The following is a 25841-nucleotide window of genomic DNA, read 5'->3' on the forward strand; positions in this document are numbered from 1 at the left end:
AGCTCGTTCTCGTCCATGTCGCTGTCCCCCGAAGCCCGCAAGACCCTCGCCGGCATCACCACCGCCACCATCACCACGGTCCTGCTGAAGAAGGGGCTGCGCAATGTGTGGATGCGCGGCGCCCGTCCGCTGCGCCCGGGCTTGCCGCGGCTGGTCGGACCGGCTTTCACGCTGCGCTTCGTGCCGGCGCGCGAGGACCTGGCAACGCCGGAATCCTGGTCCTCGCCGATCTCGACCCGCACCGCGATCGAGGCGATGCCGGAGGGCTGCATCGCCGTGGTCGATGCCATGGGCATCACCGATGCCGGCATCTTCGGCGACATCCTCTGCGCGCGCATGGTCAAGCGCGGCGTCACCGCGCTCGTGACCGACGGCGTCGTGCGTGACGTCGAGGGCGTGCTCGGCACCAATCTTCCCGTGTGGTGCGACGGCTATGCCGCGCCCCCTTCCGTCGCGGGCCTGACCTTCGTCGGCTGGGGCGAGCCGATCGGTTGCGGCGGCGTTGCCGTGTTTCCGAACGACATCGTGGTCGCTGACCAGGACGGCTGCGTGCTGATCCCGCAAGCGATGCTCGACCACGTCCTCGCCGAGGGCGTCGAGCAGGAGCGCATGGAGGCCTGGATCGTCAACGAGGTGAACAACGGCGCCGTGCTGCCGGGCCTCTATCCCATGAATGCCGAGACCAAGGCGCGCTACGCCGCCAGCAAGAAGTAGTCGGGAAGCAGCGAGGTAATCCCAATGGAAATCACTGTTGCAGGCACGCGGCCGACCCGGCGCGCGCCCAAGGAAAACTTCACCGGCACCGTGTGGCAGGACCCCGTCATCATGGCGCCCGCACCGGCACGGCTGAACTGCTCGCGCGTCGCATTCGAGCCGGGCGCACGCACCAATTGGCATCACCATCCGCTCGGGCAGACGCTCTACGTCATCTCCGGCGTCGGCCGCGTCCAGTCCAAGGGCGGCCCGATCCGCGAGATCCGCCCCGGCGACACCATCTGGATTCCGCCGGGCGAAGTGCATTGGCACGGCGCATCACCGATCAACGGCATGTGCCACATCGCCATGCAGGAAGCGCTCGACGGCGTCTACTCGACCTGGCTGGAGCCGGTCACCGACGCGGAATACGGGGCCGCGTTGGGCTAAGGCTGCTGTGTCCCGGACAAGACGCATCGCCCCAACGCGATGCGTCGCCGAACGCGGAATTCTCGAGATGCCGGGTTCACGCTTCGCGTGCCCCGGAATCACCCGGTCCTGGAGAATTCGAGAGGCTCTAGTTCACCCGCGTCCACGTCTGGCCGCCGCAGAACATGCCGCCGAAGGCGCAGCCCTGCACGCGCAACTGGTCGGTGCCCTTCATGGCGATCGTCGAATCATAGGTCGAGCCCGAGTTCGGATCGAGGATGCGGCCGGACCATTTCTGGTCCTTGCCGGGTTTCATGTTGATCAGAACCTGCTCGCCGTTCTGGTTCGACTTGCTGTCGACCGAGTAGCCGCAGAGGTTGGTGCCGCATTGCTCGATGCGGACCTTGCCTTCCTTCTCCTCGGTGAGCCAGACGCCGACCGGTGAATTGAGATCGCGTGTGGGCGCGGTTGCCGGAGAGGGTGCCGCCGCGGCCGCCTGAACGGGGGCGGGGGCAGGCGCCGGAGCGGGCGGAGGCGGCGCGGCCGGCGCTGCCTGCTGCGTGGCAGGCGCAGGTGCCGGCGGCGGCACCAAGGGCGTATCGGCCGGCGTGCTAGTGGCCGTCGTGGTCGTCGGTGAAGCTGGTGGTGGCGGAGCGGGTGGCGGCGCTGCTGCGGCAGTGGGCGCTGGTGCGGGCGGCTGCGCGGCCACGGGCGGAGGGGTGACCGGGGCGGGAACCGGAGCTGGCGCCGCCGGCGTTTGCGGCTCGACCGTCGCTTGTTGCGGTTGCTGGTTCGGCGCCTGCTCGTTCTTCTTGGCCTTCTTGGCCTTGCCCTGGCCGGTGTTGTCAAACACGCCGGGGATCTGCACGGTGCCGCGGTCCGGATCGATGCGGATGGTGCGCCCGCCATATTCGAAGGTGTACTGCGCCTGCGCGGCGGTGCTCGCCAAAAGGAATGCGGCCGCGGCCAACAGCTTCCTCATTTCCGTCTCCTCAACAGATCGTCCCCGCACCGACGCTTACGCGCCGGCAACATCGCAAAAAGTGATCTAGATCACTGTCGTTGGTATGAGTCGTCTTCCGGCGGCTCCGGGTTCAATAGGCCTGGGGCCGGTCCAAAGTTTGGCGGGGCAAGCGACAGGAGGACGCGGCCTTAATCGAACCAGGCCGCGTAGATCTTCTTGTAGCTGCCATCTTCCATGGAAATGTGCAGCCATTGGTCGATGAAGGCTTTCAGCGCCATGTCGCGCTGCAGCCAATAGGCCTTCTCGGAGAAGTCGAACGGCTTTTCGGGATGCACCGCGCACAGCACGCCGGCGTGCTGCTTCTGCTGGTAGCGTGTCTCGGAGGCGTCCGTCATCATCAGATCGGCGTTGCCCTTGGCGATCTCGTCGAAGATCGCTGTGTTGTCGGGGAAGACGGTGATCTCGGCATCCTTGATGTTGGCACGCGCAAAGCGCTCGTTGGTGCCGCCGGGATTGACGATGATGCGGGTGCCCTTCTTGTCGATGTCGGCGAGGCTCTGGTACTTGCCGACGTCGGCGCAGCGCGTGATCGGCGTCTTGCCCTCGCGCATGATCGGCGTCGAGAAGAAGCCCTTCTTCTGCCGGTCGAGCGTGACCGACACGCCGCCCATGGCGATGTCGAACTGGTCGGCCTCGAAATCCTTCATCAGCTTCGGCCAAGCCGTCGGCACGAACTCGACCTTGACCCCGAGGGCTTTGCCGAGCGCCTGCGCCATGTCGACGTCGAAGCCGCTGAACTGCTGCGTCGTCTTGTCCAGGTAGGTGAATGGCTTGTAGTCGCCGGTCATGCCGACGCGCAGCGTGCCGCGCTGGACGATCTCGTCGAGACGCGAGGGCGCCTGCTGCGCTTGCGCCGAAAGGTTTGCCAGCAACACCACGGCCAAGGCCGCCACGATTCGAACGATCATCTCTTTTCTACCCCTGCGCGAGCTGTCATTGTGCAGCCGTTCGGACGTGGATTTAGACCAGATGCCCGTCGCGGGCGAGGCAGAATTGAAGGGAATCCTTGAGGTGACGATATCGATGTACGAGGCCTCGGTCGGCCTGTTCGTGCCCTATTTGCGCAACCTGTCCGCGCTGCTCGACAAGGGCGTCGCTTATGCAGAGGCCCGCAAGTTCAACCCGACGGTTCTGCTCGGCATGCGCCTTGCGCCGAACATGTACGACCTGGCGCAGCAGGTCGGTGAGGCCTGCCGCCACGCTACCGTTGCGCCGGCCCTGCTGGCGCAGCGCGAGCCGGTGGCGCTGCCGGCGCTGGAGCACGATATGGCCGGGCTTCAAGCGCGTATCGCAACGTCGATCGAGTTCATCGAAAGCTTGCCGCGTGCGGAGATCGATGCCGCGGCGGAGCAGAACGTCTTCTTCAGGCTGAAGAACGGCACCGAGCTGCCCTTCACAGGGCGGACGCTGCTGCTGACGTTCAGCGTGCCGCAGTTCTTCTTTCACGTCACCACGGCCTACGACCTGCTACGGCACGCCGGCGTCGAGCTCGTGAAGAAGGATTATCTCGGGCGGAAGTAGGGCTCCGTGTTTGCCTCTCCCTGCGGGAGAGGTGTAGCGAGACCTGGTCTGCTAGCTGCCTTACGCTTCGCCCTTGCGCTCGTAATCGGCGAGCGAGCTGCGGCCGGCGATCTCGCTGCGGAGCAGCTCGAAGCGTTTATTGGCCTCTTCCTCCTGCGCATCGACGAAACGCACAGCGGCCTCGCTCGTCATCGGGCCGCTGACCACGGGGGCGGACTGCTCGCCGATGGTCTCGTGGACGTAATACTGGCCGTCATCGCCGCGATGGACCGTCCATTTGAGACGGATCGCCACCATGGGGCCGGGACCGACCTTGCTGTAGCCATCGGCATCGGTGTGCTCCGGCACCAGCGGCTGCTCCTCGACGACAGGATGCTCGTCGGTAACGACCTGCTCCTGGGCCACCGCCTGCTCATCGGCAACCGCCGTCTCGGTCGCGCTATCGCGGACGACGAGGACGGGCTCGGGGTGCTCCAAAATGCTGGCGATGGTCGCCAGCGCGTGGTCGGTCGGGTCGATCTCTGCCAAGGGTCATCCTCCAGCTCGACGCGGCCGGCCAGTCTGTCCCGCGCCGCCGCGGCCGGTCCTATTACGCGCGTTCGATTGAGGCTGAGTTGGGGCTCGATCTGCACCAAAATGGGACACTTTCTGGGACGCGGACTCATGCTTTCCAGGACGCGAACTCATTAAGGCGCAGCCATAGCCTGATTGACGCCAGTTGAACGAAAGCAGGGTAGTTGGCGGCAAGCCTGTCGTAGCGTGTCACCATGCGACGACACCAGCCCGCCGCCAGCGGATGAAGCGGTTGTAGCACGTGGCGGACCAAATGCCTCGGGCAGATCACGCCAGGTGCCCCGGATCGCAAGACCCAGAAAATGCCATTAAGGACACGACGTCGTTTACGCGTCGTTTACTCGAGGAACGGCTCGCGCGCGCGACCAAGACTGTTCAGTCTTCCGAGCGCAAACCCGCCTCAATGCGTTGGATCAGCCGCTCCCGCAAGGACGGCACCACGTTGCCGAGGACGACGAAGGTGCGGACGATGGGCAAATACGGCTCCATTGCCGCCGTCAGCTCCGCGAGAGACGTGCCGGCCAGCCGCGCATATTCGGATTGCGCCGCCGCATTGGTCGCGCGCGGCCGCTCGGGATTGTCAGCGATTTCCGGGGCGAGCTCGGACAGGATGACATGCAAGAACCCGAGGTCGACGGCGGCGGGCGCGCGCATCACGAAAGTCCAGTCGACGAGCTTTGGGCCTTCCGCCGTCATGATCACGTTGCCGGGGCTCAGGTCGCAATGGCAGAGCCTGTCGTCGGACGACAAGCGCTCGATCAGCGCGAGGACATCGGTGGCGACGTGCTTCGGAAGCTTGCCGTCGTCGTGCCGCAACTCCGCCTCCATATACTCGCGCAGGGAGAGGACCTCCGGCGGCGGGGGCGTCTTGTGAACGGACATGGCAAGCGCGGCGACAATCGCTCCCGCCCGTTCGAACGTCACCGCGCCGGTCCGCGAGAGCTGCCACAGGGTCGGTCCGTCGAGCCGCTGCAGCACGATGCCGAAGCGCCCGTCCAAGATCACCTCGCCGAACACCGCCGGCACCGGGAGGCCGGCGGCATGGACAGCGCGGATCATTCGGGCTTCATGCCGACCGAGCTGATGAGAGACGCCGGCCTTGAACAGCTTCACCACCTGACCGGGCGCCCAGGCGTAAGCTTCGGAGAAGGCGCCTTCACCGATCTTTTTCCCTAGTGATCCCTGCATGCCCGTTCTCCACCGTACAGAGGAAACACCGGCGAGCAAAAAGGAATCCTCCCGTCGGGGGCCGCCGGACATTATCGCCTTTCAACCTGCAGAGACCGTCGGCCACTCCGCTAAATGGTCCCAAGCCCGGTTGTGACCCGGAGCGGGCATCAGGATGGGCCGATGGTCCTCCAGGAAAATCGGAGTTTGTCATGCAGGTGCGGCGGTGCGCACAACAGTGTCCGCTTCACTCACCGACCTTCCTGATTTGATGAGGCTGAACGAGCCGATATCAGTCGTCCCTGCGAAAGAGAAGCCGGCCAAGACGGCCAGTCTGCGATACTCGGCTTCCGTGCGCTCGCAGCCGCCGGGTCCGCGCAACATGTTAAGGTCACTCATGACGCGATGCGACCGCCCGCGCCATGCGTCCGCCTGTCGCTCAGCCCAGCACGTCCTGATTGATCACGTTCTGCCGGATGGGATCGCCGTCCAGCACGCTCAGGATGTTGCGCGCGGTCTGCTCGCTCATGCGCTGGACAGCCTCGACCGTGACGCCGGCCACATGCGGTGCCATGATGACGTTGGACAGCGCGAACAGCGCGTTGCTGACCGGCGGCGGCTCCACCTCGAACACGTCGATACCGGCGCCGGCGAGCTTTCCCGACACCAGGGCGTCGTAGAGCGCCGCTTCCTTCACGATGCCGCCGCGCGCGGTATTGATGAGGTAGGATTTCGGCTTCATCCGGCCGATCCGCGCCGCATCGAACAGGCCGACGGTCTCCGGCGTCTTCGGGCAGTGGATGGTGACGAAATCGGCGTGAGCTAGCGCGGCGTCGAGGTCAGTGATGGGCTCGCAGCCGGCGGCCTTGATTTCGGCGGCGGGCTTATAGGGATCGTAGACCTGCACCTTCATCTCGAACGCCAGGCAGCGCCTGGCGGTACGACTGCCGATGCGGCCGAACCCGATGACCAGCACGGTCTTGCCGTAGAGGTCGAACGGCAGCATGCCGAGCCGGTCGGCCCATGTGCCATCCTTGACGCAGGCATGCAGCTCCTGCGCGCGCTTGGCCAGCGTCAGCATCATGAACAGCGCCGCTTCCGCGACCGAGGGCGAGTTGGCGCTGCCGGCGACCATCAGCGGCACCTTGCGGCGGGAGAGCGCGGGCACGTCGACGGCGTCGTAGCCGACGCCGATGCGGGTCACCACCTTCATGTCGCGGGCCGCCTCGAGCTCGGTCTCGCCGAAGGCGGTGGCACCTAACGCCACCCCATGGACCGGCGCATGGCTCTTCAGCAGCGCCTCAAAGTCCTTCGCGGAGATCAGGTTGGAAAACTCGACGAGCTCGATATCGTCCCGCTGGGTGAGGAGGGCGCGCGCCCCTTGCGACAAAGTTTGAGTAACGAAAATCTTCTTCTTGTTGGTCGCCATCGCTCCCTGCCTGCTAGCGTTTCTTCACGGCGTCACAACACGACGCCGGTTTCCTCATTTAGCAGGTGCATGTTGTTGAGGTCCATCGCCAGGCGCATGGGTGCCCCGTCCTTGGCGCCGGCATTGGGATTGACGCGGCCGCACACCGGCGTGCCGTCGAGCCCGAAATAGACCAGCGTCTCCATTCCCATCGGCTCGGTCACGTCGAGCACGGTCTCGAAGGTCTCGACCCCGGGCTCGAGATGCGCGTGCGACTCCGTCAGATGCTCGGGCCGGAGGCCGAGCAGCAGCTTGTCGGTGCGCGGCAACGCGTTGTATCGCGCGGCACGGGCCGGCGGCAGCGGGAAAGCGATACGGTCGGTGAGGCGGATCTGGAGCGTGCCGCCGACATCCTCGAGGCGGCACGGGATGAAATTCATCGCCGGCGAGCCGATGAAGCCTGCGACGAAGCGCGTCGCCGGCTTGTGGTAGAGCTCGTTCGGCGTGCCGATCTGCTCGATGCGCCCCTTGTTCATCACCACCACGCGGTCGGCCAGCGTCATCGCCTCGACCTGGTCGTGGGTGACGTAGACGGTGGTGGTGCGCACCTTCTGGTGCACCTTCTTGATCTCGATCCGCATCTGCACGCGCAGCTTGGCGTCGAGATTGGAGAGCGGCTCGTCGAAGAGAAAGACTTTGGGATTGCGCACGATGGCGCGGCCCATGGCGACGCGCTGGCGCTGGCCGCCGGAGAGCTGCTTCGGCTTGCGGTCGATCAGGTCGGTGATGTCGAGGAGCCGGGCTGCCTCCGTCACGCGGGCCTTGATCTCGGCCTTGGGGTAGTGCTTCAGGCGCAGACCGAACGACATATTCTCCGCGACCGTCATGTGCGGGTAGAGCGCGTAATTCTGGAACACCATGGCGATGTCGCGGTCCTTCGGCGGCACGTCGTTGACCACGTCGCCGCCGATCATGATGTCGCCGTCGCTGATGTCCTCGAGCCCTGCGATCATCCGCAGCGTCGTCGACTTGCCGCAGCCGGAGGGGCCGACCAGCACGATGAACTCATGGTCGGCGATGTCGAGGTCGATGCCTCGCACGGCTTCGACATCGTCGTAACGCTTAACTACTTTCCGCAGAGCAACGTCAGCCATGAGTCATCAGCCCTTTGTCGCGCCGGCGGTCAAGCCGGCAATGTAGTAGTCCATCAGGAACGCGTAGATGATCAGCGGCGGCGCGGCGCCGAGCAGCGCGCCGGTCATGATCTGACCCCAGTTGAACACATCGCCCTTGATCAGCGTGGTGGTGATACCGACCGGCAGCACCAGCTGGTCGACCGATGTCGTGAACACCAGGGGATAGAGGAATTGGGCCCAGGACACCGTGAAGGCGAAGATGGTCGCTGCGATCAGCCCGGGCAGCGCGACCGGGATGAAGATGCGTGTCAGCGTCTGCAGCCAGGAGGCGCCGTCGATGAGCGCGGCCTCGTCGAGCTCCTTCGGGACCGAGGCGAAATAGCCGATCATGATCCAGGTGCAGAACGGCACCGTCAGCGTCGGATAGATGAACAGCAGCACATACCATCGGTTCAACAGCGTGATGCCGGTATAATCCTGGACCACGCCGAGCATCTTGAACAGCGGGATGAACAGGAGACTGTCCGGGATCAGGTAGGTCAGGAAGACGCCGGTGGCCAGCGTCGCCGAGCCCCAGAATTTCATCCGGGCCAGGGCAAAGGCCGCGGGAATGCTGATCACCATCGTGATGATGACGACCACGATCGACACGATCGACGAATTCCAGAAGAAGCGCAGAAACTGGTTCGAGCTCAACAGCTCGACATAGTTCGACAGCGTCGGGTGGAATACCCACCAGGGGTTGGTCGCCGCCGAGATCTCCGCGCTGCTCTTGAGCGAGGTGATCAGCATGTAGACCGGTGGTGTCAGGAAGAAGATCGCAAACAGCACCAGGAAGAAATAGGACCAGCGCAGCGCCCAGGCACGGTCGCGGCTCATGCTGCCATACTTGACCTTGCGGGAGGGGCCGGCCTTGTCGATTGCAACCGTGCTCATCAGGCTTCGTTTCCGCGTTTGGTGACATCGCGCAGGATGAAGATCGCTGCGACGGCGAGGATCGGCACCATGAACAGCGAGACGCAGGCGCCGAGCGGAATGTCGCTGCTCTGGATGCCGACCTGGAACGCCCAGGTGGCGAACAGGTGGGTCGTATCCAGCGGGCCGCCTGAGGTCAGGATGCGCACGATGTCGAAATTGGCAAAGGTGACGATCAGCGAGAACAGCGTCGTGATGGCGATGATGTTGCGCATCATCGGCAGCGTGACGTACCAGATCCGCTGCCACCAATTGGCGCCGTCGATGGCCGCGGCCTCGTAGAGCTGATCGGGCACGGATTTGAGTGCGGCCAGATACATGATCATGAAGAACGGCGCTCCGTACCAGACGTTGACGAGGATGACGGAGAAGCGCGCCCAGAAGGTTTCGCCGAGCCAGGGAATCGGACCGACGCCGAAGAAGGACAAGGTGTAGTTGAAGGCGCTGTAGGAGGGGTCGAATAGCCACAGCCAGGCCAGCGTGCTCATCGCCGGCGGGATCACCCAGGGCACGAGCAGCATGCCGCGCCATTTGCGCTGGCCCTTGGCCGGGATGTTATGGACGAAATGCGCGACGACGAAGCCGATCATCGCCTTGAAAATGACAGCGGTGATCGCGAAGATGCAGGACTGCTGCACCACCATCCAGAACGTCTCGCGCTTGAACAGGAAGGTGAAGTTGCCGAGGCCGACGAACTTCGTCATCGCCTTGTTCAGCGTCGCGAGGTGAACCGAGTAGAAGGCGGGGTAGAGCACCAGCAGCGCGATCAGGAGGATCAGCGGCAGCGTCAGGAAGAACGCAACCGTCGATTTTCGCCCGAGCGCATTGCGCAGGCTCTTTCCCTTGCGCGCGCCCGTGGCACGTGCGACGCGACCTCGCTCAACGACGACATCGGCCATGTCAGAATCCTTAAGGTCAGTCTTCTTGCAAGCAGTCCAAGCTTGGAGCCGGCCATAACGGTCGGCTTCAAGGTCTTGCGGATCCGATGACGGAGCCCTGGCGGCTCACGCGCGTGGCGCGAGCCGCCCTGGCACACGCCCGGCTTAGCTCCGCATGAAGCCTTCGCACTCGCCCTCGGCCCAGGCGAGCGCCTGATCCAACCTCTCGCCGCGCGCATAGCGCAGCGCCATCTTCGTCAGCGTCGCCTGGAAGTAGATCTGTTGCGCGATCTTGGGCGGCGCGGGCGACGCTGCGATCGACAGCGTCTGATGCTTGTAGGGATCCGGATAGTGGAAGAGCGTTCCCTTCGGCGGGCCTTCCTCCGCCCAGGTCTTGAACTTGGTCATGTTCGCGTAGGCCGGCAGGTCGTAGCCGCCGCTCACCGCAACGAACTTCTCGATCGACGATGGCGCGGACAGGTGAACGAGCAGGCTCTTGGCCGCCTCCTTGTTCTTGCCGAAGCTCCAGACGCCCCAGAAGTAGGGCAGGTACGGTGCGAACCGGCCCTTGGGACCGGACGGGAAGCCGTGCGTCCAGCACTGCTCGGCGACCTGCGGCGCATCGCGCTTGGCGACGGCCCAGGCGCTCGGCGGGTTGAGGATCATCGCGCCGCGGCCGGAGATCAGCCATTTGTTGTTCGAAGCGTCGTCCCATGACGGCGCATCCGGCGGCAGGAACGCGATCAGCTTCTTGTAGAATTCCATGGCCTGGCGGACCTGATCGGTCTTCACCGTGATATCGCCCTTGGCATTGACGAGCTCGGCGCCGAACGACTGGAAGATCGCGCCGGCGGTATCCACGCTGTCGGTGGTCTCGCCGAGACCGATGCCGAAGGCAAAGCCGGCCTTCTGGCAAGCCTCGGCCGCCTTCAGGAAGGTCTCCATGGTCCAGTTCTCCGCCTTGGGCGGAGCGCCGACCGGATACATCTCCTGCACGTCGATGCCGGCGTGCTTCTTCATCAGATCGATGCGGGAGCAGGGGCCTTTGATCTGGCTGCCGGGTGTCGCGGGCACCGCGAGCCATTTGCCGCCGGATTGTCCGAGATATTTGACGGTGCCGTTCACCTCGCCATTCTGCTTGAGGAGCGGCTCCATGACGTCGTTGAGCGGCTCGAGATTCTCGGCGTAGGCCTGCGGCCACCAGCTCGGCATCTGGAGAATGTCATGGCCAGATTTCGCCTGGGCTTCGGCGGCGGCGGTCAGCTCGATCTTTTTGTTGTTGCTGGTGATGTAGTCGATGGAGACTTCGACCTTCTCCTTCGCCGCCCATTCATTGACGAGATCGGTCGAGGCCTGGTTGGCGCCCGGCACCCAATGGTCCCAGAAGCCGATCGAGAGTTTGCCGGCAGCGTAGGCGCCCCGGACATAGGGCGCCGTGATCAGCGCCGCGGAGGACATTGCTGTGGCAGCCACAAATTGACGTCGCGTCAGTGTCTTTCGTGACATCTCGTTTCCTCGCTTGGGTGTTGTTGTTGGAGCTTCCTCTGAGAGACTTCTTTATTGAGTTCTTGTTGCTCGATTTTCTTATTTGCGCCGTCGGCCCGCGTGGTCAATTCACGGATGCCGCGGCAAATTGGTAGCGCGATCAGATCATGATTGATCGCGTCTGTCGAGAAAGCCGAATGGCTCCGCGTCTAGAACTAACGTTGTGTCCGGAAAACGTCGGACGCGTGTCGAGGCGACGGATCGCAGGGGCAGGGCGCTCGTTGTTTTTGCGACGCACACTTCGCGTCGATCCGTCTGGAAGGATCGGTGCGCATTTACGCCGCAGTTTCGAATAAGCCTGCATAACCGCTTCGCGCCAAAGACTTTTCGGGCGTGGACAGCGGATCGGATGCGTCTGGACCTCGAACCGGCGGAAACGATAGAGTTGCAGCTGGCCCGTGACTCCCCCCGATAGGCCAGTCAGAAAAGACTCAGAACAGAGATGGAGACGAGAATGACCGACACGGCGCCGTCAGCGCGGCTTTACCTGCGGCGATGCCTCGCGCTGGGCGCCGTGCTTACGCTGTTGCTCGGTGCCGCCGCGGTGGCGAATGCTCAAGGTTTGGTCAAAGGAGTTCAGGAAGGCGCCGCGGCCGGGAACAAGGCGGCAGGTCCGGTCGGTGGCGTGCTCGGCGGCGCGATCGGCGGCGTGGTTGGCGTCTTCACCGGCGTGCTCGGCGTCGGCAACAGCAACGGCAACAATCAGCCGCCGCCCGCCAAGGAGTCCAGCAAGGACGCCAAGCAGCAGGGGGCGGCCAAGGACAAGGATGCCAAGAGCGCCAAGGCGGGCAAGGGTGCCAAGGCGAGCAAGGAGGCGAAGAACGCGCCGCAGGACAACAAGGGCAATAAAGACAACAAGGATGTCACGGTCCTCACCCAGACCGGCGCGCCGCAGCTGACGGCCGAGCAGATTGTCGCCAACAGCGATTCCTATATCGAGCGGATCAAGACCGAGCTGAATCTGACGGCGGATCAGGAGAAGCACTGGTATGGCTTCGCGAGCGCGATGCACTACCTCGGGCATAATGGTGCAGAGCGGCTCAACCTGCGGGTTGCGCGCGCCAAGCGGGATCCACCCGACGACATCATCGAGCAGATGCGCAACGAAGCCCAGTTCCTGATTGATCGGGCTGCCGACCAACGCAACGTCGCCGACGCCGCCGAGCCGCTTTATTCGAGCCTCGACGACAAGCAGAAGCAGGTCTTCATTCAGGAGATGGTGCGCCTCAGCCACGAGCGCGGATTGGATTGATCAAGTTGAATCGGCTCGGACGCATCTGAATTGACGCGCCCGCCACGAATTCGTGAATCCTCTCCGCAATTCGGTTATGGTTAGCTTCGCAAGGCTGACTGCGGGGTTGATATGGCGGACGGACTCTCCGTTTTCCTGGTCGAAGACGAGGCGTTGATCCGGATGATGATCGCCGACATGGTGGAGGAACTCGGCCACCACGTCGTCGCGGAAGCAGACAATGTGCGCGACGCCAGCGCCTTTGCCATGACCGCGCAATACGATCTGGCCATCCTCGACATCAATTTGATGGGCGTCTACGTCGATCCGGTCGCCGACTTGATCGAGCGTCGCGGAAAACCGTTTCTGTTCGCCACAGGCTACGGCCCGGAACTGCTGCCGTCCTTGCTCCGGCGCAGGCCGATCCTGCGCAAGCCGATCGCGATCGATCAGCTCAAGGCGATGATCGATTCGATGTTTCCGGGAGCCCCGGACAAAGCTCAACACTGAGCACCAACGAAAATGGCCGCCCCTCTGGGCGGCCATTTGACGACGGAATTCGTCGCGCTCTCACATCAGGCCGGCGCCGAGGTCGATGCCGCGCGCCATCAGACCGAACGAGGCGACCACGCCCGTGCAGCAGAACAGCAAGATGGTCTTGAAGGACGAATCGGCGAAACGCGTCTCGACGGCGGCCGGCATCGCGATAAGTGAAATCATGCTCATGTTCATTCCCCCTTGTTGATCCTGAATTGCATCAGGTGAGGGAACCTTTAGAGCAAAAAGTTTGACATGAGATTGCGAGGCGTCGTTAACGGAATCGGAAACGAATCCCGCGTTCTCAGCGGGCGCGACCGGATTGCAAGCCTCAGTTGCGACCGTTCCTCAGCACCATGGCGATGGTGTGAGCCGTCATGGCCGCGCGATCCGAAGCGCGCTGCGCAGCCAGCCGGTCACGGGCCTTTTCCTCGATCAGGAGTTCGATCAGGGCCAACCGCTTGTCTTCGCTGTCGGCTTCGCGCAACAGGCGGTGATAGCGGTGATAGTCGAAACCGAAATCCTGTTTACGCATGTCACGCCCCCGCAACTACGCCACACACGATGAGATTGTTTCTCATCTGAGATGTGTACGCAAGCGCGTTCCTGCCTGGAACCGGGCGCCCGCAGAAATCTGCTGTGAATTACCGTCGCCCGTGAGCGGCAAAGAGCGAACGGCCCGTCAATCCGAAGTGTGGTCGGCAAACATCTTCAGGCCGACGAAGCTCGCATCAGGCTTGATCACGAGCCTGGTCGGGATGTTGCGCAGATAATCCTGGAAGCGTCCCTTCGCTTCAAAGCGCGCCCGGAACGCGGAGGCCGCAAGGAATTCGTGAAAGCGCGGCACGATTCCGCCGGCGATATAGACGCCACCGCGGGCTCCGAAGGTCACCGCGAGATTGCCGGCGACCGAGCCAAGGATGGCGCAAAACATCTCCAGCGTCGCGCGGCTGACGGGACAACTGCCCTCCAGCGCGGATTTGGTGATGGCCGCGGCATCGCGATGCGGCACCTGGACGCCATCGATCTCAGCCAACGCTTCGTAGAGATTCTGCAGCCCGGAACCCGAGAGTGCGCCACGCTCGATGGAGACATGGCCGAGGCGTCGGCGCAAGCACGCAATCACACGTTCCTCGCGCTCGTTCTCAGCCGGCAGGGTCGCGTGCCCGGCCTCAGTGACGACGGCCAGTCGCGCGCCATGGCGTTCAATCAGACAGGAGACACCAAAACCGGTTCCTGGCCCGACCACCAGCAACGGCTCTCCGGGCAAGCCATCGCCTCCGCCCAGCGGGAGGAGGTCGGCAGGTTGCAAGGCGGGCAGGGACCAAGCCACCACCTCGAAGTCGTTCAGCACATGGACGCTGTCGAAGCCGAGCGCGGGCTGCAGCTCGTTGCCGTCGATGACCCAGGGGCTGTTGGTCATGACGCAGCGGTTGTTGGTGACGGGACCCGCCACCGCCAGCACTGCTCTTTTGGGCTGATCGCCGCCCGACCGGCGCGCCAGGACGTCCGCGATGGCTTGGCGGACGGTCGGAAAGTCGGCGACCTTCACATAATCGATATCGATCGGTCCGGTCTGATCGCTCAGGCTCAGTGCGAAGCGCGCATTGGTGCCGCCGATATCGGCGAGAAGAATCTTTCCTGTCCTGCCGATGCCCATGGCCCTGCGGCTTCCGCGGCCCTGGCGGCCCTCGGGAACCTTCGCCTCCGTTCCTGATCCGATCCGCAAACGCGGACGGTCTGAGGATCCTCGCTTGGTTGTTCCTAGTCAACACGGATAAGGTCAAACCGTTGCATCCTGGACGACCTTGTCCATCAGCGTCCATCAGCGCGGTATCGCCGCACGCGGTCTGTGGTTGCGAAGCTGCGCCGGAAGATCGACATTGGGAGGGGGCGTCCGGTGCTCGACACCGGGCGGCTCGAACGGGACCTTGCGATGAAGATTTCCGACCGCGACGTGCTGCTGGTGATCGACGTACAGAACGATTTCTGTACCGGTGGAGCGCTTGCCGTTCCCAGCGGCGAAAAGGTCGTCCCCGCCATCAATCGGATCGCCCAAAAATTCACCAATGTAGTACTGACCCAGGACTGGCATCCGCGCGACCACGTCTCGTTCGCGTCGAACCATGTTGGCAAGCAGCCGTTCCAGGCGATCGAGCTCGACTACGGCCGGCAGGTGTTATGGCCAGCGCATTGCGTGCAAGGCACGGCGGGGGCTGAATTTCATCGCGATCTCGACGTGACCCGGGCGAGCCTCGTGGTGCGCAAGGGCTTTCGCCGTGGCATCGATTCCTATTCGGCGCTGTTCGAGAACGACCATCGGACGCCGACCGGACTGCTCGGTTATTTGCGCGAACGCGAGCTGAAGACCGTCTTCGTCGCCGGTCTGGCGCTGGACTTCTGCGTCCGCTTCTCGGCGGAGGATGCGCGCAAGGCGGGGTTGGAGGTGGCCGTCATCGAGGATGCCTGCCGAGGCATCGATCTCGACGGCTCGGTGGCCGCGACCCATCAAAGCTTTCGGGATCTCGGGATCGCCGTCGTCAGCCTCGAGGCTTTCCTGTGAGGACATCGAGGTAGCCATGGTGGAAAAGACCGCCAAACAGACACGCGGATCAGGGCATGCTGCTGATGATCCGCGGCTGTGGCCGTTTGCGGCAGCGCAGCTTGCCATGGACGCCTGCTTCTGGTGGCTGGATCGTGGACCCGCGGAGCCGCGTGACAGCAGCCTGGCATGGACGACACCCAACAGCGTTGCATTGGAGCTCGCAACAATGCAGCTGCGCGATTGCTCGCAGATTCGGTCCGGCCAGCCGGCGCTGGTCTGCGCGCCCTATGCGCTGCATCGGGCCCTGATCGCCGATTTCGCCCCGGGCCACAGCGTGGTGCAGTCATTGCAGAATGGCGGTATCGACCGGGTCTATCTCACCGACTGGCGGTCGGCGACATCAGACATGCGCTATCTCTCGATCGACAGCTATCTCGGCGATCTCAACGTCGCCGTCGACGAGATCGGCGCGCCGGTCGATCTCGTCGGGCTCTGCCAAGGCGGATGGCTGTCGCTGCTCTACGCGGCGCGCTTTCCGGCCAAGGTGCGGCGGCTGGTCCTGGTCGGCGCTCCCGTGGACCTGTCGATCGATTCCTCGCTCTCCCGGCTCGCCCGCAACGCGCCCGGGATGGTCTACGACCAGCTCGTCGCGCGCGGCGGCGGCAATGTCAGCGGCGAGGAGATGCTGCGCTTCTGGTCCAAAGCGCCTGATGACGACGACATCGTAGCGGCCTTGCAGCGGGATCTCTCGGATGAGCAGGGAACGGCGCTGCTCGCGCGCTTCGACCGCTGGAATGCCGAGACGCTCAATCTGCCGGGCACCTACTATCTCGAGATCGTCAATGGGATTTTCCGGGAGAACATGATTGCCCGCGACGATTTCGTCGCACTCGGCCGCCCGGTTCGTCTGAAGGACGTCAAGTCGCCGATCTTCCTGCTCGCCGGGCTCGACGACGAAGTGGTGCCGGCGACGCAAGCGCTTGCCACCGCCCGGCTTGTCGGCACGCCGCCGGCCTTCATTGCGGCGGCTTCCGAGCCGAGCAACCATCTCGGCCTGTTCATGGGCGCGCGCACCCACGCGCATGCCTGGCCCCGGATCGCCGAATGGCTGCGCGAGGATCTGTCCGGTGTGCTGGCCCGCAGCGCCTGAGCTCGCCAGCGCTGGACAGGCCGTCTTGCAAATCCGGTATGCATGACGGCGGATGGCTCGCACGGGACCCTGTCGATGGGCTACATATGGTCCGGAGCTGACGGCTTCGGCAGCGAAGAGATTCAAGGGTACTGCGCTCGATGACTTTCCATTCGATCTACGCTCACGGATTTGCGCGCGTGGCGGCCTGTGTCACCACGTCCCATGTCGCCGATCCCACGGCCAACGCCAAGGCTGTCCTGGCCGCCGCCGATGCCTGCCACGAGCAGTCGGTGGCAGTTGCCGTTTTTCCTGAGCTCTGCCTGTCCGGCTATGCGATCGAAGATCTTGTGAAGCAGGATTCGCTGCTCGATGCGGTCGAGCGCGGGCTCGCCGCGATTGTTGAGGCCTCCGCCGGGCTGATGACGGTGCTGATCGTCGGGGCGCCGCTACGCTTTGGTCATCGCATCTACAATTGCGCCGTCGTTATTCACCGCGGCAACATCCTCGGTGTGGTGCCCAAGAGCTACCTGCCGACCTATCGCGAGTTCTACGAGGGACGGCATTTCGCCTCCGGCGCCGGCATCGCCGGAGAGACGATCGCCTTCGCCGGCCTGCACGCGCCGTTCGGCGTGGATCTCCTGTTCGCCGCTGAGGACGTTCCGGGCCTCACCATCGGCGTCGAGATCTGCGAGGACATGTGGATCCCGGTGACGCCGGCCTCCGAGCTCGCACTCGCGGGCGCAAGCGTGCTGATCAATCTTTCGGGCAGTCCGATCACGATCGGCCGGGCCCGCTCGCGCGCGCTGCTGTGCCAATCGACGTCGGCGCGCTGCCTCGCGGCCTACGTCTATTCCGCCGCCGGGGCAGGGGAATCCACCACCGATCTCGCCTGGGACGGCCAGACCTCGATCTACGAGAATGGCGTGCTGCTGGCCGAGGGCGAGCGATTCCGGCAGGGCGGCCAGATCACATATGCCGATGTCGATCTCGACCTGCTCAGGCAGGAACGCGCGCTGATGGGAACGTTCGACGACAACCGTCGGCAGCGCGAGGCGTTTTTCCGCAAGGTGACATTTGCCCTGAATCCGCCGGCGGCCGATATCGGCTTCCTGCGCAAGGTCGAGCGATTCCCTTTCGTGCCGAGCGACGAGAGCCTGCTCGAGCAGGATTGCTACGAGGCCTACAACATCCAGGTCGCCGGACTCGTGCAGCGCATGCGCGCGACCGGTACCAAGCGCGTCGTGATCGGCGTATCCGGTGGCCTCGATTCCACCCACGCGTTGATCGTCGCCGCCAAGGCGATCGACCTGCTCGGCCTGCCGCGTGAGAACATCCTTGCCTACACCATGCCCGGCTTTGCCACCGGCAGCGAGAGCAAGACCAACGCTCTGGCGCTGATGCAGGCGCTGCACACGAGCTGGCAGGAGCTCGACATCCGGACCACCGCGACCCAGATGCTGAAGGACATCGGCCACCCCTTCGGCAAGGGCGAGAAGGTCTATGATGTCACGTTCGAGAACGTGCAGGCGGGCCTTCGCACGGACTATTTGTTCCGGCTTGCCAACCATCACGGCGGCATCGTCATCGGAACCGGCGATCTCTCCGAGCTCGCGCTCGGCTGGTGCACCTATGGCGTCGGCGACCAGATGGCGCACTACAACGTCAATGCCGGCGTGCCGAAGACGCTGATCCAGCATCTGATCCGTTGGGTGATCTCCTCGAAGCAGTTCAGTGACGACGTCAACCGGACGCTTGGCTCGATCCTGGCCGCTGAAATCTCGCCCGAGCTCGTGCCGGTGCAGCCCGGCGAGAAACCGCAGAGCACGGAAGCGTCCGTTGGGCCTTACGAGCTGCAGGATTTCAACCTGTTCTATACGCTGCGCTTCGGCATGCGGCCGTCCAAGATCGCCTTCATGGCGCTACAGGCGTGGAAGGACGCCGAGAAGGGCGAATGGCCGCCGGCTTTTCCGAGCGACCGGCGCAGGGCCTATGATCTGCCGGAGATCCGCCGCTGGCTGGAAGTGTTCCTGCGCCGCTTCTTCGCCTTCAGCCAGTTCAAGCGCTCGGCCATGCCGAACGGGCCGAAGGTCTCGGCCGGCGGCTCACTGTCGCCGCGCGGCGACTGGCGCGCGCCGTCGGATTCGAGTGCGGCCGCTTGGCTCGAGGATCTGGAGCGGAACGTTCCGAACTGATCGGGCGGCGTTGGAGGAGGGACGATCTGACATCCGCCGGGGAAAAGATCAGCGTGACGTTCATGGCGCGGCTGACGCTGAAGGATGCGATGTGAGCTGACGCTCATCTCGAGCTGCTTCATGGCAGGCATGTGGGCTGAGGCATATGCTGGGACGCCCCGTGCTGATGGAAAGCGCGAGGTCCGGAGTGCCTAGGAGTCCGGACCTCGTCACCTTGCCCCAGCCTTCAATCCCCGCCCCATGTGGTCCCCCAACCCCATGTTGCGCGATCGGAGGTGATGCCCGTGGAGTGGCCGCCGATCGATGTCGCGCGATGTACGCGAAGGCCGGTTAGGATTCCATCCCGGATCACTACGGACATGAATACCGCTTGCCATCTGTTCATTCTGCGTCGGTCGCCATCGCAGATCTGCAGCGCGCGACCGACGGGATGTCCACATCCCATCGGGACCTCGCAACCTGCATTTCACGGGCCTGTCATTGAAGTGGTCTAGCGCTGCTGCCGTCATCACGGCCAGGGAGCATGCCATGTCGAAGCCGGTGTTGGGCGCCGCATTATCCATCAAATCGATCCCCGCGCATCGCGATTGGCTTCTCGAACGGCAGCGCGATCTGGAAATCCAGGACTTCTTCCGTGCCGATCTGCTCGAGAGCGACTGGCGCGCGACCGCCGGCGAGATCAAGCAGATGCTCGCCGGTTACACCGGCCGGCTCGGCATCCATGGCCCGTTCTGGGGCTTCAAGATCGACAGCCATGATCCCATGATCCGTCAGGCGGTGACCAAGCGCCTGCTCCAGGGGCTGGACGCCGCCGAGTTCCTCGGCGCAACGCAGATGGTGATCCATTCGCCGTTCACGACCTGGGACCACAACAATCTCGATCTCTATCCCGACAATCGCGGCAATCTCGTCGAACGCGTCAAGGCGACGCTCGCCGAGGTGATCGCGCGCGCCGAAACCATCGGCTGCGAAATCGTCATCGAGAACATCGAGGACAAGGATCCGCGCGACCGCGTGCGCCTTGCCAAGGCGCTCGAAAGCAGCAAGGTCCGCGTCTCGCTCGACACCGGCCACGCCAATTACGCGCATGTCTCCACCGGAGCGCCGCCGGTCGACTATTACGTCGAGACCGCCGGCGACATGCTGACGCATGTGCACCTGCAGGACACCGACGGCTTTGCCGACCGGCACTGGGCGCCGGGCGAAGGCAATATCCCCTGGATCGCCGTGTTCCGCGCCCTTGGCCGGCTGACGTCCAACCCGCGGCTCATCCTCGAGCTCCGTAACCACGACGACATCCGGAAGGGCGCCGCGCATCTCGCCGCGCTCGGTCTCGCTGAATAGTCGGATCGGAAAGGGCAGGGGTCATCATCATGAGCAAGCTCACCCGTCGCACCATCCTGACGTCCGGTGGTGCCGCCGCCGGCACATTGCTGCTGCCGCGCTTTGCGATCGCGCAAGGCGACAACCGTCCGTCGGTGACGATCGCCGTGCAGAAGGTTACCAATGCGAACGTGCTCGACGTGCTGCGCGAGCAATCCAATGTCGGCGAGCGCGTGTTCTTCTCCTCGATCTGGGAAGGCCTGATCTCCAAGAATTGGCGCGGCAATCTGGAAGCCGTGCCTGGCCTTGCGACCGAATGGCACCGCATCGACGATCAGACCGTCGAGGTGAAACTGCGACAGGGCGTTAAATTCCACAACGGCGACGAGCTGACGGCGGAAGACGTCGTCTTCACCTTCAGCCGCGAGCGCATGTTCGGCGAGACCGAGGCCAAGAGCCGCTCCACCATCCAGGCCTTTGAGAAAATCCCGACGCCGCGCCCGGGCAAGGAGCTGCCGCCGGATGTGCCGGCCGTCGCCCGCCGGATCTGGCCCGACCTCGTGCGCGTCGATGCCGTCGACAAGTACACCGTGCGCTTCTACAACGCGACGCCCGATGTCACGATCGAGGGCCGGCTGTCGCGCTACGGCTCCGACATCATGAACCGCCGCGCCTGGGAAGAGTCCGCCAGCTATCTCGACTGGGCGCGCAAGCCGATCACGACGGGTCCGTACAGGGTCGTCGAGCTCAAGCCCGACGTGTCGCTGACCCTCGAAGCGCATGACGAATATTGGGGCGGCCGCCCGCCGCTCAAGCGCATCCGTTTCCTCGAAGTGCCTGAAGTCGCGAGCCGCATCAACGGTCTCTTGTCGGGCGAATACCAGTTCGCCTGCGACATCCCACCGGACCAGATCGCCGGCATCGAGAAGAACGCCGCGTTCGAAGTGCAGGGCGGCACCATCCTCAATCACCGGCTGACCGTGTTCGACAAGAACCACGCCGTGCTCGCCAACCCGCTTGTCAGGCGTGCCTTCACCCACGCGATCGACCGCCAGGCCATCGTCGACAGCCTGTGGGCCGGCCGCACCCGCGTGCCGAAGGGGCTGCAGTGGGAATTCTACGGCGACATGTTCAATGCCGACTGGAACGTGCCGGCCTACGATCCCAAGCTCGCGCAGGATCTGTTGAAGCAGGCGGGCTACAAGGGCGATCCGATTCCCTATCGCCTGCTCAACAACTACTACACCAACCAGGTCGCGACCGCGCAGATCCTGGTCGAGATGTGGAAGTCGGTCGGGCTCAACGTGCAGATCGAGACCAAGGAGAACTGGTCGCAGATCATGGAGCGTGCGCCGACCCGCGCCGTGCGCGACTGGTCGAACTCGGCCGCGTTCAACGATCCGGTGTCCTCGCTGGTCGCCCAGCACGGCCCGAACGGCCAGCAGCAGCAGATCGGCGAATGGACCAATGTCGAGCTCAACAAGCTCTCGGAGTTCCTGGAGACCTCGACCGACCGCGCCGCCCGCAGGAAGGCATTCCACCGCATGCTCGAGATCGCCGAGCGCGAAGATCCCGCCTACACGGTGCTGCACCAGAACGCGACCTTCACGGCCAAGCCGAAGTCGATCAAGTGGAAGGCGGCGCCCGCCTTCGCGATGGATTTCCGCGCCGGCAATTTCGAAGCCTGACGTGCCGCCGCTGGTCAGCATCCGGGACTTGCGCGTCGCCTTCAACGGCGTGCCGGTCCTGCGCGGCGTCGACATTGTCTTGCAGAGGGGCGAGGCCCTCGGCCTCGTCGGGGAGTCCGGCTCCGGCAAGTCGGTGACGTGGCTGGCCGCGCTCGGTCTGTTGCCCCGGCATGCGCATGTCACAGGCTCGGTGCAGCTCGAGGGACGAGAGATCCTCGGCGCGCCGGCAGCCGAGCTCGATCATGTCAGGGGCGGGCGCATCGCCATGATCTTCCAGGATCCGGCGAGCGCGCTCAATCCGGTGCTGACCATTCGCAAGCAGCTCTGCGAAGCACTGGCGCTGCATCGTGATCTCCAAGGCAGCGCCGTGAAGACGGAAGCACGGCGGCTGCTCGAACTCGTCGGCATTCCCGATGCGGCGCGGCGGTTAGAGGCCTATCCGCACGAATTCTCCGGCGGGCAGATCCAGCGCATCATGATCGCGATGGCGCTGGCCGGAAATCCCGATCTCCTGATCGCGGACGAGCCGACCACGGCGCTCGACGCCACCATCCAGGCCCAGATCCTGGAGCTGCTCTCTACGGTCCGCCGCGAGCTCGGCATCGCGATGGTGCTGATCAGCCACGATCTCGGCGTCGTCGCGGAGAATTGCGACCGTGTCGCGGTGATGTATGCCGGCCGCATCGTCGAGGACGCCCCGAGCAACCAGCTGTTCGCCGATCCCGTGCATCCCTACGCGCAGGGCCTGATCGGCGCACTGCCGCCGCTCGACGGACCGCGGCGGCGTCTCACCGCTATTCCTGGAACGGTGCCCGATCCCGCGCAGATGCCAAGCGGCTGCGCTTTCGCGCCGCGCTGCGCGCTGGCAGCCGAACCGTGCGGCCTGGCCGCGCCGAGCCTGGCGCCAATCGCGAACGACCGCAGCGTCGCCTGCATCCGCGCCGAGGCTTCGCGCCGCGCGCTGCTCGGGATCGCCGCCGAATGAGCGCGCCGCTCGTCGAGGTCTCCGCGATCTCGCGCACCTATTCGATGCGCTCCGGAATGTTCGGCCGAGCGACGGCTGTGCATGCCGTCGACGCCGTGTCGCTCACGATTGCCAGAGGCCAAACGCTGGGCCTTGTCGGAGAGTCCGGCTCGGGCAAGTCGACCACGGGGCGGATCGTGCTCGGCCTCGAGCCGTCCGATAGCGGCGAGGTGCGGTTTGGCGGCAAGCCCATGGCCGCGCCGGGAACAGCCGTGTGGCGCGCCCAGCGCGCGCGCATGCAGATGATCTTCCAGGACCCGCTGGGGGCGCTGGACCGGCGCCTGCCGGTCGCAACGCAGATCCGCGAGCCGCTCGACATCCACGGCCTCGGCACGCCCGCGATGCGCGAGGAGCGCGTGCGCGAATTGCTGCGCGCGGTCGAGCTGACACCGGCGCAGCGCTATGCGGGCGCGCTGTCCGGCGGCCAGCGCCAGCGTATCGTGCTGGCGCGGGCGCTGGCGACCAAGCCCGATTTTCTCGTCTGCGACGAGCCGGTCAGCGCGCTCGACGTCTCGATCCAGGCGCAGGTGGTGAACCTGCTCGCCGATCTCCAGGCCCAGCTGTCGCTGACGCTGCTGTTCATCAGCCACGACCTGCGCGTCGTCAGGCAGATCAGCAATGTCGTCGCCGTGATGTATCTCGGCCGCATCGTCGAGATCGGCAGCGCCGACGATCTCTTTGCGCGCCCCGAGCACCCCTATACGGAGGCACTGGTCTCGGCCTCGCCCGCGCCGGGCCGCCGCAGCGCCGGCCGGATCGTGCTGTCAGGCGATCCGCCGAACCCGGCGGCGCGCCCGCAAGGCTGCGCCTTCCATCCGCGCTGCCCGCGCGCGATTGCACGCTGTGCGAGTGAGGTGCCGACGCTCGCGGCCATCAGCGGTGACAGACGGGTCGCGTGCCATCTCGTCACGGGCACGCCGGCGCGGGACGCGGCGTGATGGGACGCTATTTCGCCATTCGGATCGGACGCGCGGCGCTGACGATCGTGCTCGTCGTCACCTTCGCGTTCGTCGTGCTGCGTCTCTCGGGCGATCCCGCGCTGATGATCCTGGGACCCGAGGCGCCGCCTGAGGTGCTCGCGGCGTTTCGCAAGGCCTGGGGCCTCGATGATCCCATCTGGTTTCAGTATCTCGACTATTTCGGCGCCATCGCCAGGGGCGAGCTCGGCCGCTCCATGCGCGACGGCCGGCCCGCGATCGAGCTGGTGCTGGAGCGGATTCCGGCGACGCTGGCGCTGACCTTGCCGGCCTTCGTCTTCAAGGTCGCGCTCGGCATTCCCGCCGGCATCTACGCCGCGCTGCATCGCGGCTCGGGCATCGACCGTGCCGTGATGATGACGGCGGTGGCTGGTTTCACGGTACCGAGCTTCGTGCTCGCGCTGGTGCTGGTGCTCGTCTTCGCCGTGCAGCTCGGCTGGCTGCCCTCAGGCGGGCAAGACAGTTGGCGCCACGCCATCCTGCCGATCGCAACGCTGAGCCTCGGCGGAGCTGCTGTGCTGGCGCGCTTCACCCGCAGCGCAATGCTCGAAGTGCTGGGCCAACCCTACATCCGCACCGCCTCGGCCAAAGGCGTGCCGTGGCGCAAGGTGGTGACCTCGCATGCGCTGCCGAACGCGGCGATCCCGACTGTCACCATTCTCGGCTTCATGGTGGGTACGCTGATGGCCGGCGCGGTCGTGGTCGAGAGCGTGTTTGCCTGGCCGGGAGTAGGGCGCCTGCTCGTCGTCGCGGTCGCCAACCGCGACCTCGCGGTCGTGCAATGCATCCTTCTGCTGGTTGCCATGACCATGGTGACGTCCAACCTGGTCGTCGACTTCCTCTACGGCTTCCTCGATCCGCGGCTGCGCAGCAAAGGAGCGCACGCATGACCGACGCGACGCTGAAGGACACCAAGGCGTTTTCAAGCGACGTGGATTCCGTCTCGCGTAAAGAAAACGCGTCAAGACTAGGATCTAGCGTCCGCCGCCGCATCAGCCTGCCGGCGATTCCTGTCTCGGTTGCGCTCGCGATCTCCTGGATCGTGGCGATGCTCGTCATTGCGGCTTTCGCGGAGAAGATCGCACCTTACGGCTTCACCCAGCTCGACCTGCGCAACCGGCTCTCGGCGCCCGGCAATGCCGCGCACTGGCTGGGTACCGACGAGCTCGGCCGGGACGTGTTGTCGCGGTTGCTCGTCTCCATCCGCATCTCGCTGCTGATCGCCTTCGGCGCCACCGCGATCTCGGCGATGGTCGGCACCACGCTCGGCTTCCTCGCCGCGCATTTCCGAGGGCTGGTGGAGCAGCTCGTGCTGATGCTGTCCGACTTCCAGGCCAGCATGCCCTTCCTGATCATGGCGCTGGCGGTGCTCGCCTTTTTCGGCAACTCGCTGCCGCTCTTGATCGGCCTGATGGGCCTGTTCGGCTGGGAGCGCTACGCCCGCATCGCGCGCGGCCTTGCGATCTCCGCCAATGCGCAAGGCTACGCCGTCGCCGTCCGCCAGCTTGGCGCAACGCCGTCGCGGATCTATCTCCGACACATCCTGCCCAACATCGCCTCCACCCTGATCGTCTCGACCACGCTGGTCTTCCCAGAGGTGATCCTGACGGAATCCGGCCTGTCGTTCCTCGGTCTCGGCGTGCAGCCGCCGATGACCAGCCTCGGCAACATGGTCGGCTATGGCCGCGAATACCTCACCCGGGCACCCTGGATCATGCTGGCGCCGGCGACCACCATCGTCGTCACCACGCTGGCGGTGTCAGTAATCGGCGACTGGCTGCGCGACCGGCTCGATCCGACGCTGCAGTAAGTGCTCCGTCATGGCCGGGCTTGTCCCGGCCAT

26 protein-coding genes and 1 pseudogene are annotated in these 25841 nt (G+C 64.7%); 14 read left to right on the top strand and 13 right to left on the bottom strand.

Annotated features, from left to right (window positions below; all coding sequences use genetic code 11):
• Window positions 1–15: 15 nt before the first annotated feature.
• Both BRAD3257_RS19965 and BRAD3257_RS19970 read left to right on the top strand, forming a co-directional pair.
• The gene (locus BRAD3257_RS19965; RefSeq protein ID WP_027550912.1) at window positions 16–714 is read left to right on the top strand and encodes a ribonuclease activity regulator RraA; all 699 of its coding nucleotides are present in this window, start codon (window positions 16–18) and stop codon (window positions 712–714) included.
• Between the two features lie 24 nt (window positions 715–738).
• Entirely contained in the window at window positions 739–1143 is a 405-nt protein-coding gene (locus BRAD3257_RS19970) for a (R)-mandelonitrile lyase (protein ID WP_122403230.1), read from the top strand.
• 127 nt (window positions 1144–1270) lie between these two features.
• On the opposite strand, the gene BRAD3257_RS19975 is transcribed toward BRAD3257_RS19970, so the two are convergent.
• Complete coding sequence (locus tag BRAD3257_RS19975) at window positions 1271–2104, bottom strand: DUF2147 domain-containing protein (protein ID WP_122403231.1); 834 nt, start codon at window positions 2102–2104, stop codon at window positions 1271–1273.
• A gap of 170 nt (window positions 2105–2274) precedes the next feature.
• On the bottom strand, window positions 2275–3054 hold the full coding sequence (locus BRAD3257_RS19980) for a transporter substrate-binding domain-containing protein (RefSeq protein ID WP_122403232.1): 780 nt from the start codon (window positions 3052–3054) through the stop codon (window positions 2275–2277).
• 115 nt (window positions 3055–3169) lie between these two features.
• On the opposite strand from BRAD3257_RS19980, the gene BRAD3257_RS19985 reads away from it, so the two are divergent.
• Window positions 3170–3667, top strand: a complete 498-nt coding sequence (locus tag BRAD3257_RS19985) for a DUF1993 domain-containing protein (protein WP_122406666.1) — start codon at window positions 3170–3172, stop codon at window positions 3665–3667.
• A 60-nt stretch (window positions 3668–3727) separates the two neighbouring features.
• On the opposite strand, the gene BRAD3257_RS40075 is transcribed toward BRAD3257_RS19985, so the two are convergent.
• From BRAD3257_RS40075 to BRAD3257_RS20030, 8 genes and pseudogenes are all read right to left on the bottom strand, one after another.
• The gene (locus BRAD3257_RS40075) at window positions 3728–4195 is read right to left on the bottom strand and encodes a hypothetical protein (protein WP_162500273.1); all 468 of its coding nucleotides are present in this window, start codon (window positions 4193–4195) and stop codon (window positions 3728–3730) included.
• A 246-nt stretch (window positions 4196–4441) separates the two neighbouring features.
• Window positions 4442–4644, bottom strand: a pseudogene (locus BRAD3257_RS19995) (transposase); the annotation flags it as partial.
• Window positions 4616–5500: an aminoglycoside phosphotransferase family protein gene (locus BRAD3257_RS20000; RefSeq protein ID WP_244607651.1), complete on the bottom strand. Its 885-nt coding sequence runs from the start codon at window positions 5498–5500 to the stop codon at window positions 4616–4618. The gene BRAD3257_RS20000 and the pseudogene BRAD3257_RS19995, both read right to left, overlap by 29 nt.
• 346 nt (window positions 5501–5846) lie before the next feature.
• Window positions 5847–6836, bottom strand: coding sequence for a hydroxyacid dehydrogenase (locus BRAD3257_RS20010; protein ID WP_122403234.1), 990 nt, complete (start codon window positions 6834–6836; stop codon window positions 5847–5849).
• Window positions 6837–6868: 32 nt separating this feature from the next.
• The gene (locus BRAD3257_RS20015) at window positions 6869–7969 is read right to left on the bottom strand and encodes an ABC transporter ATP-binding protein (protein WP_122403235.1); all 1101 of its coding nucleotides are present in this window, start codon (window positions 7967–7969) and stop codon (window positions 6869–6871) included.
• Between the two features lie 6 nt (window positions 7970–7975).
• A complete protein-coding gene (locus BRAD3257_RS20020; RefSeq protein ID WP_122403236.1) occupies window positions 7976–8887 on the bottom strand; it encodes a carbohydrate ABC transporter permease in 912 nt (303 codons plus the stop codon).
• Window positions 8887–9825, bottom strand: coding sequence for a carbohydrate ABC transporter permease (locus BRAD3257_RS20025; protein WP_122403237.1), 939 nt, complete (start codon window positions 9823–9825; stop codon window positions 8887–8889). Before BRAD3257_RS20025 ends, BRAD3257_RS20020 begins: the two co-directional genes overlap by 1 nt.
• Before the next feature lie 144 nt (window positions 9826–9969).
• The gene (locus tag BRAD3257_RS20030; RefSeq protein WP_122403238.1) at window positions 9970–11310 is read right to left on the bottom strand and encodes an ABC transporter substrate-binding protein; all 1341 of its coding nucleotides are present in this window, start codon (window positions 11308–11310) and stop codon (window positions 9970–9972) included.
• 493 nt (window positions 11311–11803) lie between these two features.
• Here BRAD3257_RS20030 and BRAD3257_RS20035 point away from each other — a divergent pair, with 493 nt between their 5' ends.
• Window positions 11804–12601, top strand: a complete 798-nt coding sequence (locus tag BRAD3257_RS20035) for a Spy/CpxP family protein refolding chaperone (protein ID WP_122403239.1) — start codon at window positions 11804–11806, stop codon at window positions 12599–12601.
• 111 nt (window positions 12602–12712) lie between these two features.
• Window positions 12713–13090 carry a response regulator gene (locus BRAD3257_RS20040; RefSeq protein ID WP_122403240.1) on the top strand — a complete coding sequence of 126 codons (378 nt, stop codon included), beginning with the start codon at window positions 12713–12715 and terminating at the stop codon, window positions 13088–13090.
• Window positions 13091–13150: 60 nt separating this feature from the next.
• Here BRAD3257_RS20040 and BRAD3257_RS40355 read toward each other — a convergent pair whose 3' ends face one another.
• From BRAD3257_RS40355 to glk, 3 genes are all read right to left on the bottom strand, one after another.
• Entirely contained in the window at window positions 13151–13306 is a 156-nt protein-coding gene (locus tag BRAD3257_RS40355) for a hypothetical protein (protein ID WP_164936885.1), read from the bottom strand.
• A 142-nt stretch (window positions 13307–13448) separates the two neighbouring features.
• The gene (locus BRAD3257_RS20045) at window positions 13449–13652 is read right to left on the bottom strand and encodes a hypothetical protein (protein WP_122403241.1); all 204 of its coding nucleotides are present in this window, start codon (window positions 13650–13652) and stop codon (window positions 13449–13451) included.
• A gap of 147 nt (window positions 13653–13799) precedes the next feature.
• Window positions 13800–14777: a glucokinase gene (glk, locus tag BRAD3257_RS20050; RefSeq protein WP_122406668.1), complete on the bottom strand. Its 978-nt coding sequence runs from the start codon at window positions 14775–14777 to the stop codon at window positions 13800–13802.
• Window positions 14778–15053: 276 nt separating this feature from the next.
• Here glk and pncA point away from each other — a divergent pair, with 276 nt between their 5' ends.
• From pncA to BRAD3257_RS20095, 9 genes are all read left to right on the top strand, one after another.
• A complete protein-coding gene (gene pncA / locus BRAD3257_RS20055) occupies window positions 15054–15680 on the top strand; it encodes a bifunctional nicotinamidase/pyrazinamidase (RefSeq protein ID WP_122406669.1) in 627 nt (208 codons plus the stop codon).
• A 16-nt stretch (window positions 15681–15696) separates the two neighbouring features.
• The gene (locus BRAD3257_RS20060) at window positions 15697–16812 is read left to right on the top strand and encodes an alpha/beta fold hydrolase (protein ID WP_122403242.1); all 1116 of its coding nucleotides are present in this window, start codon (window positions 15697–15699) and stop codon (window positions 16810–16812) included.
• 140 nt (window positions 16813–16952) lie between these two features.
• Window positions 16953–18986 (top strand): NAD(+) synthase, encoded by a 2034-nt coding sequence (locus tag BRAD3257_RS20065; protein ID WP_122403243.1) that lies wholly within the window; start codon window positions 16953–16955, stop codon window positions 18984–18986.
• A gap of 528 nt (window positions 18987–19514) precedes the next feature.
• Complete coding sequence (locus BRAD3257_RS20070) at window positions 19515–20330, top strand: sugar phosphate isomerase/epimerase family protein (protein ID WP_122403244.1); 816 nt, start codon at window positions 19515–19517, stop codon at window positions 20328–20330.
• Window positions 20331–20359: 29 nt separating this feature from the next.
• Complete coding sequence (locus BRAD3257_RS20075; RefSeq protein WP_122403245.1) at window positions 20360–21997, top strand: ABC transporter substrate-binding protein; 1638 nt, start codon at window positions 20360–20362, stop codon at window positions 21995–21997.
• 1 nt (window position 21998) lies between these two features.
• Window positions 21999–22982, top strand: coding sequence for an ABC transporter ATP-binding protein (locus tag BRAD3257_RS20080; RefSeq protein ID WP_122403246.1), 984 nt, complete (start codon window positions 21999–22001; stop codon window positions 22980–22982).
• On the top strand, window positions 22979–23959 hold the full coding sequence (locus BRAD3257_RS20085; protein WP_122403247.1) for an ABC transporter ATP-binding protein: 981 nt from the start codon (window positions 22979–22981) through the stop codon (window positions 23957–23959). Before BRAD3257_RS20080 ends, BRAD3257_RS20085 begins: the two co-directional genes overlap by 4 nt.
• A complete protein-coding gene (locus BRAD3257_RS20090) occupies window positions 23959–24888 on the top strand; it encodes an ABC transporter permease (protein WP_162500274.1) in 930 nt (309 codons plus the stop codon). Before BRAD3257_RS20085 ends, BRAD3257_RS20090 begins: the two co-directional genes overlap by 1 nt.
• A complete protein-coding gene (locus BRAD3257_RS20095) occupies window positions 24885–25808 on the top strand; it encodes an ABC transporter permease (protein WP_122403249.1) in 924 nt (307 codons plus the stop codon). Before BRAD3257_RS20090 ends, BRAD3257_RS20095 begins: the two co-directional genes overlap by 4 nt.
• Window positions 25809–25841: the final 33 nt, after the last annotated feature.

This window comes from Bradyrhizobium vignae, from assembly GCF_900324035.1.
In the GTDB taxonomy this organism is placed as follows: Bacteria; Pseudomonadota; Alphaproteobacteria; order Rhizobiales; family Xanthobacteraceae; genus Bradyrhizobium; species Bradyrhizobium vignae.

Coding starts and splice junctions, on each gene's coding strand:
- BRAD3257_RS19965 (WP_027550912.1), top strand. CDS start 16: ATGTCGCTGTCCCCCGAAGCCCGCAAGACCCTCGCCGGCATCACCACC.
- BRAD3257_RS19970 (WP_122403230.1), top strand. CDS start 739: ATGGAAATCACTGTTGCAGGCACGCGGCCGACCCGGCGCGCGCCCAAG.
- BRAD3257_RS19975 (WP_122403231.1), bottom strand. CDS start 2,104: ATGAGGAAGCTGTTGGCCGCGGCCGCATTCCTTTTGGCGAGCACCGCC.
- BRAD3257_RS19980 (WP_122403232.1), bottom strand. CDS start 3,054: ATGATCGTTCGAATCGTGGCGGCCTTGGCCGTGGTGTTGCTGGCAAAC.
- BRAD3257_RS19985 (WP_122406666.1), top strand. CDS start 3,170: ATGTACGAGGCCTCGGTCGGCCTGTTCGTGCCCTATTTGCGCAACCTG.
- BRAD3257_RS20000 (WP_244607651.1), bottom strand. CDS start 5,500: ATGTCCGGCGGCCCCCGACGGGAGGATTCCTTTTTGCTCGCCGGTGTT.
- BRAD3257_RS20010 (WP_122403234.1), bottom strand. CDS start 6,836: ATGGCGACCAACAAGAAGAAGATTTTCGTTACTCAAACTTTGTCGCAA.
- BRAD3257_RS20015 (WP_122403235.1), bottom strand. CDS start 7,969: ATGGCTGACGTTGCTCTGCGGAAAGTAGTTAAGCGTTACGACGATGTC.
- BRAD3257_RS20020 (WP_122403236.1), bottom strand. CDS start 8,887: ATGAGCACGGTTGCAATCGACAAGGCCGGCCCCTCCCGCAAGGTCAAG.
- BRAD3257_RS20025 (WP_122403237.1), bottom strand. CDS start 9,825: ATGGCCGATGTCGTCGTTGAGCGAGGTCGCGTCGCACGTGCCACGGGC.
- BRAD3257_RS20030 (WP_122403238.1), bottom strand. CDS start 11,310: ATGTCACGAAAGACACTGACGCGACGTCAATTTGTGGCTGCCACAGCA.
- BRAD3257_RS20035 (WP_122403239.1), top strand. CDS start 11,804: ATGACCGACACGGCGCCGTCAGCGCGGCTTTACCTGCGGCGATGCCTC.
- BRAD3257_RS20040 (WP_122403240.1), top strand. CDS start 12,713: ATGGCGGACGGACTCTCCGTTTTCCTGGTCGAAGACGAGGCGTTGATC.
- BRAD3257_RS40355 (WP_164936885.1), bottom strand. CDS start 13,306: ATGAGCATGATTTCACTTATCGCGATGCCGGCCGCCGTCGAGACGCGT.
- BRAD3257_RS20045 (WP_122403241.1), bottom strand. CDS start 13,652: ATGCGTAAACAGGATTTCGGTTTCGACTATCACCGCTATCACCGCCTG.
- glk (WP_122406668.1), bottom strand. CDS start 14,777: ATGGGCATCGGCAGGACAGGAAAGATTCTTCTCGCCGATATCGGCGGC.
- pncA (WP_122406669.1), top strand. CDS start 15,054: ATGAAGATTTCCGACCGCGACGTGCTGCTGGTGATCGACGTACAGAAC.
- BRAD3257_RS20060 (WP_122403242.1), top strand. CDS start 15,697: ATGGTGGAAAAGACCGCCAAACAGACACGCGGATCAGGGCATGCTGCT.
- BRAD3257_RS20065 (WP_122403243.1), top strand. CDS start 16,953: ATGACTTTCCATTCGATCTACGCTCACGGATTTGCGCGCGTGGCGGCC.
- BRAD3257_RS20070 (WP_122403244.1), top strand. CDS start 19,515: ATGTCGAAGCCGGTGTTGGGCGCCGCATTATCCATCAAATCGATCCCC.
- BRAD3257_RS20075 (WP_122403245.1), top strand. CDS start 20,360: ATGAGCAAGCTCACCCGTCGCACCATCCTGACGTCCGGTGGTGCCGCC.
- BRAD3257_RS20085 (WP_122403247.1), top strand. CDS start 22,979: ATGAGCGCGCCGCTCGTCGAGGTCTCCGCGATCTCGCGCACCTATTCG.
- BRAD3257_RS20090 (WP_162500274.1), top strand. CDS start 23,959: ATGGGACGCTATTTCGCCATTCGGATCGGACGCGCGGCGCTGACGATC.
- BRAD3257_RS20095 (WP_122403249.1), top strand. CDS start 24,885: ATGACCGACGCGACGCTGAAGGACACCAAGGCGTTTTCAAGCGACGTG.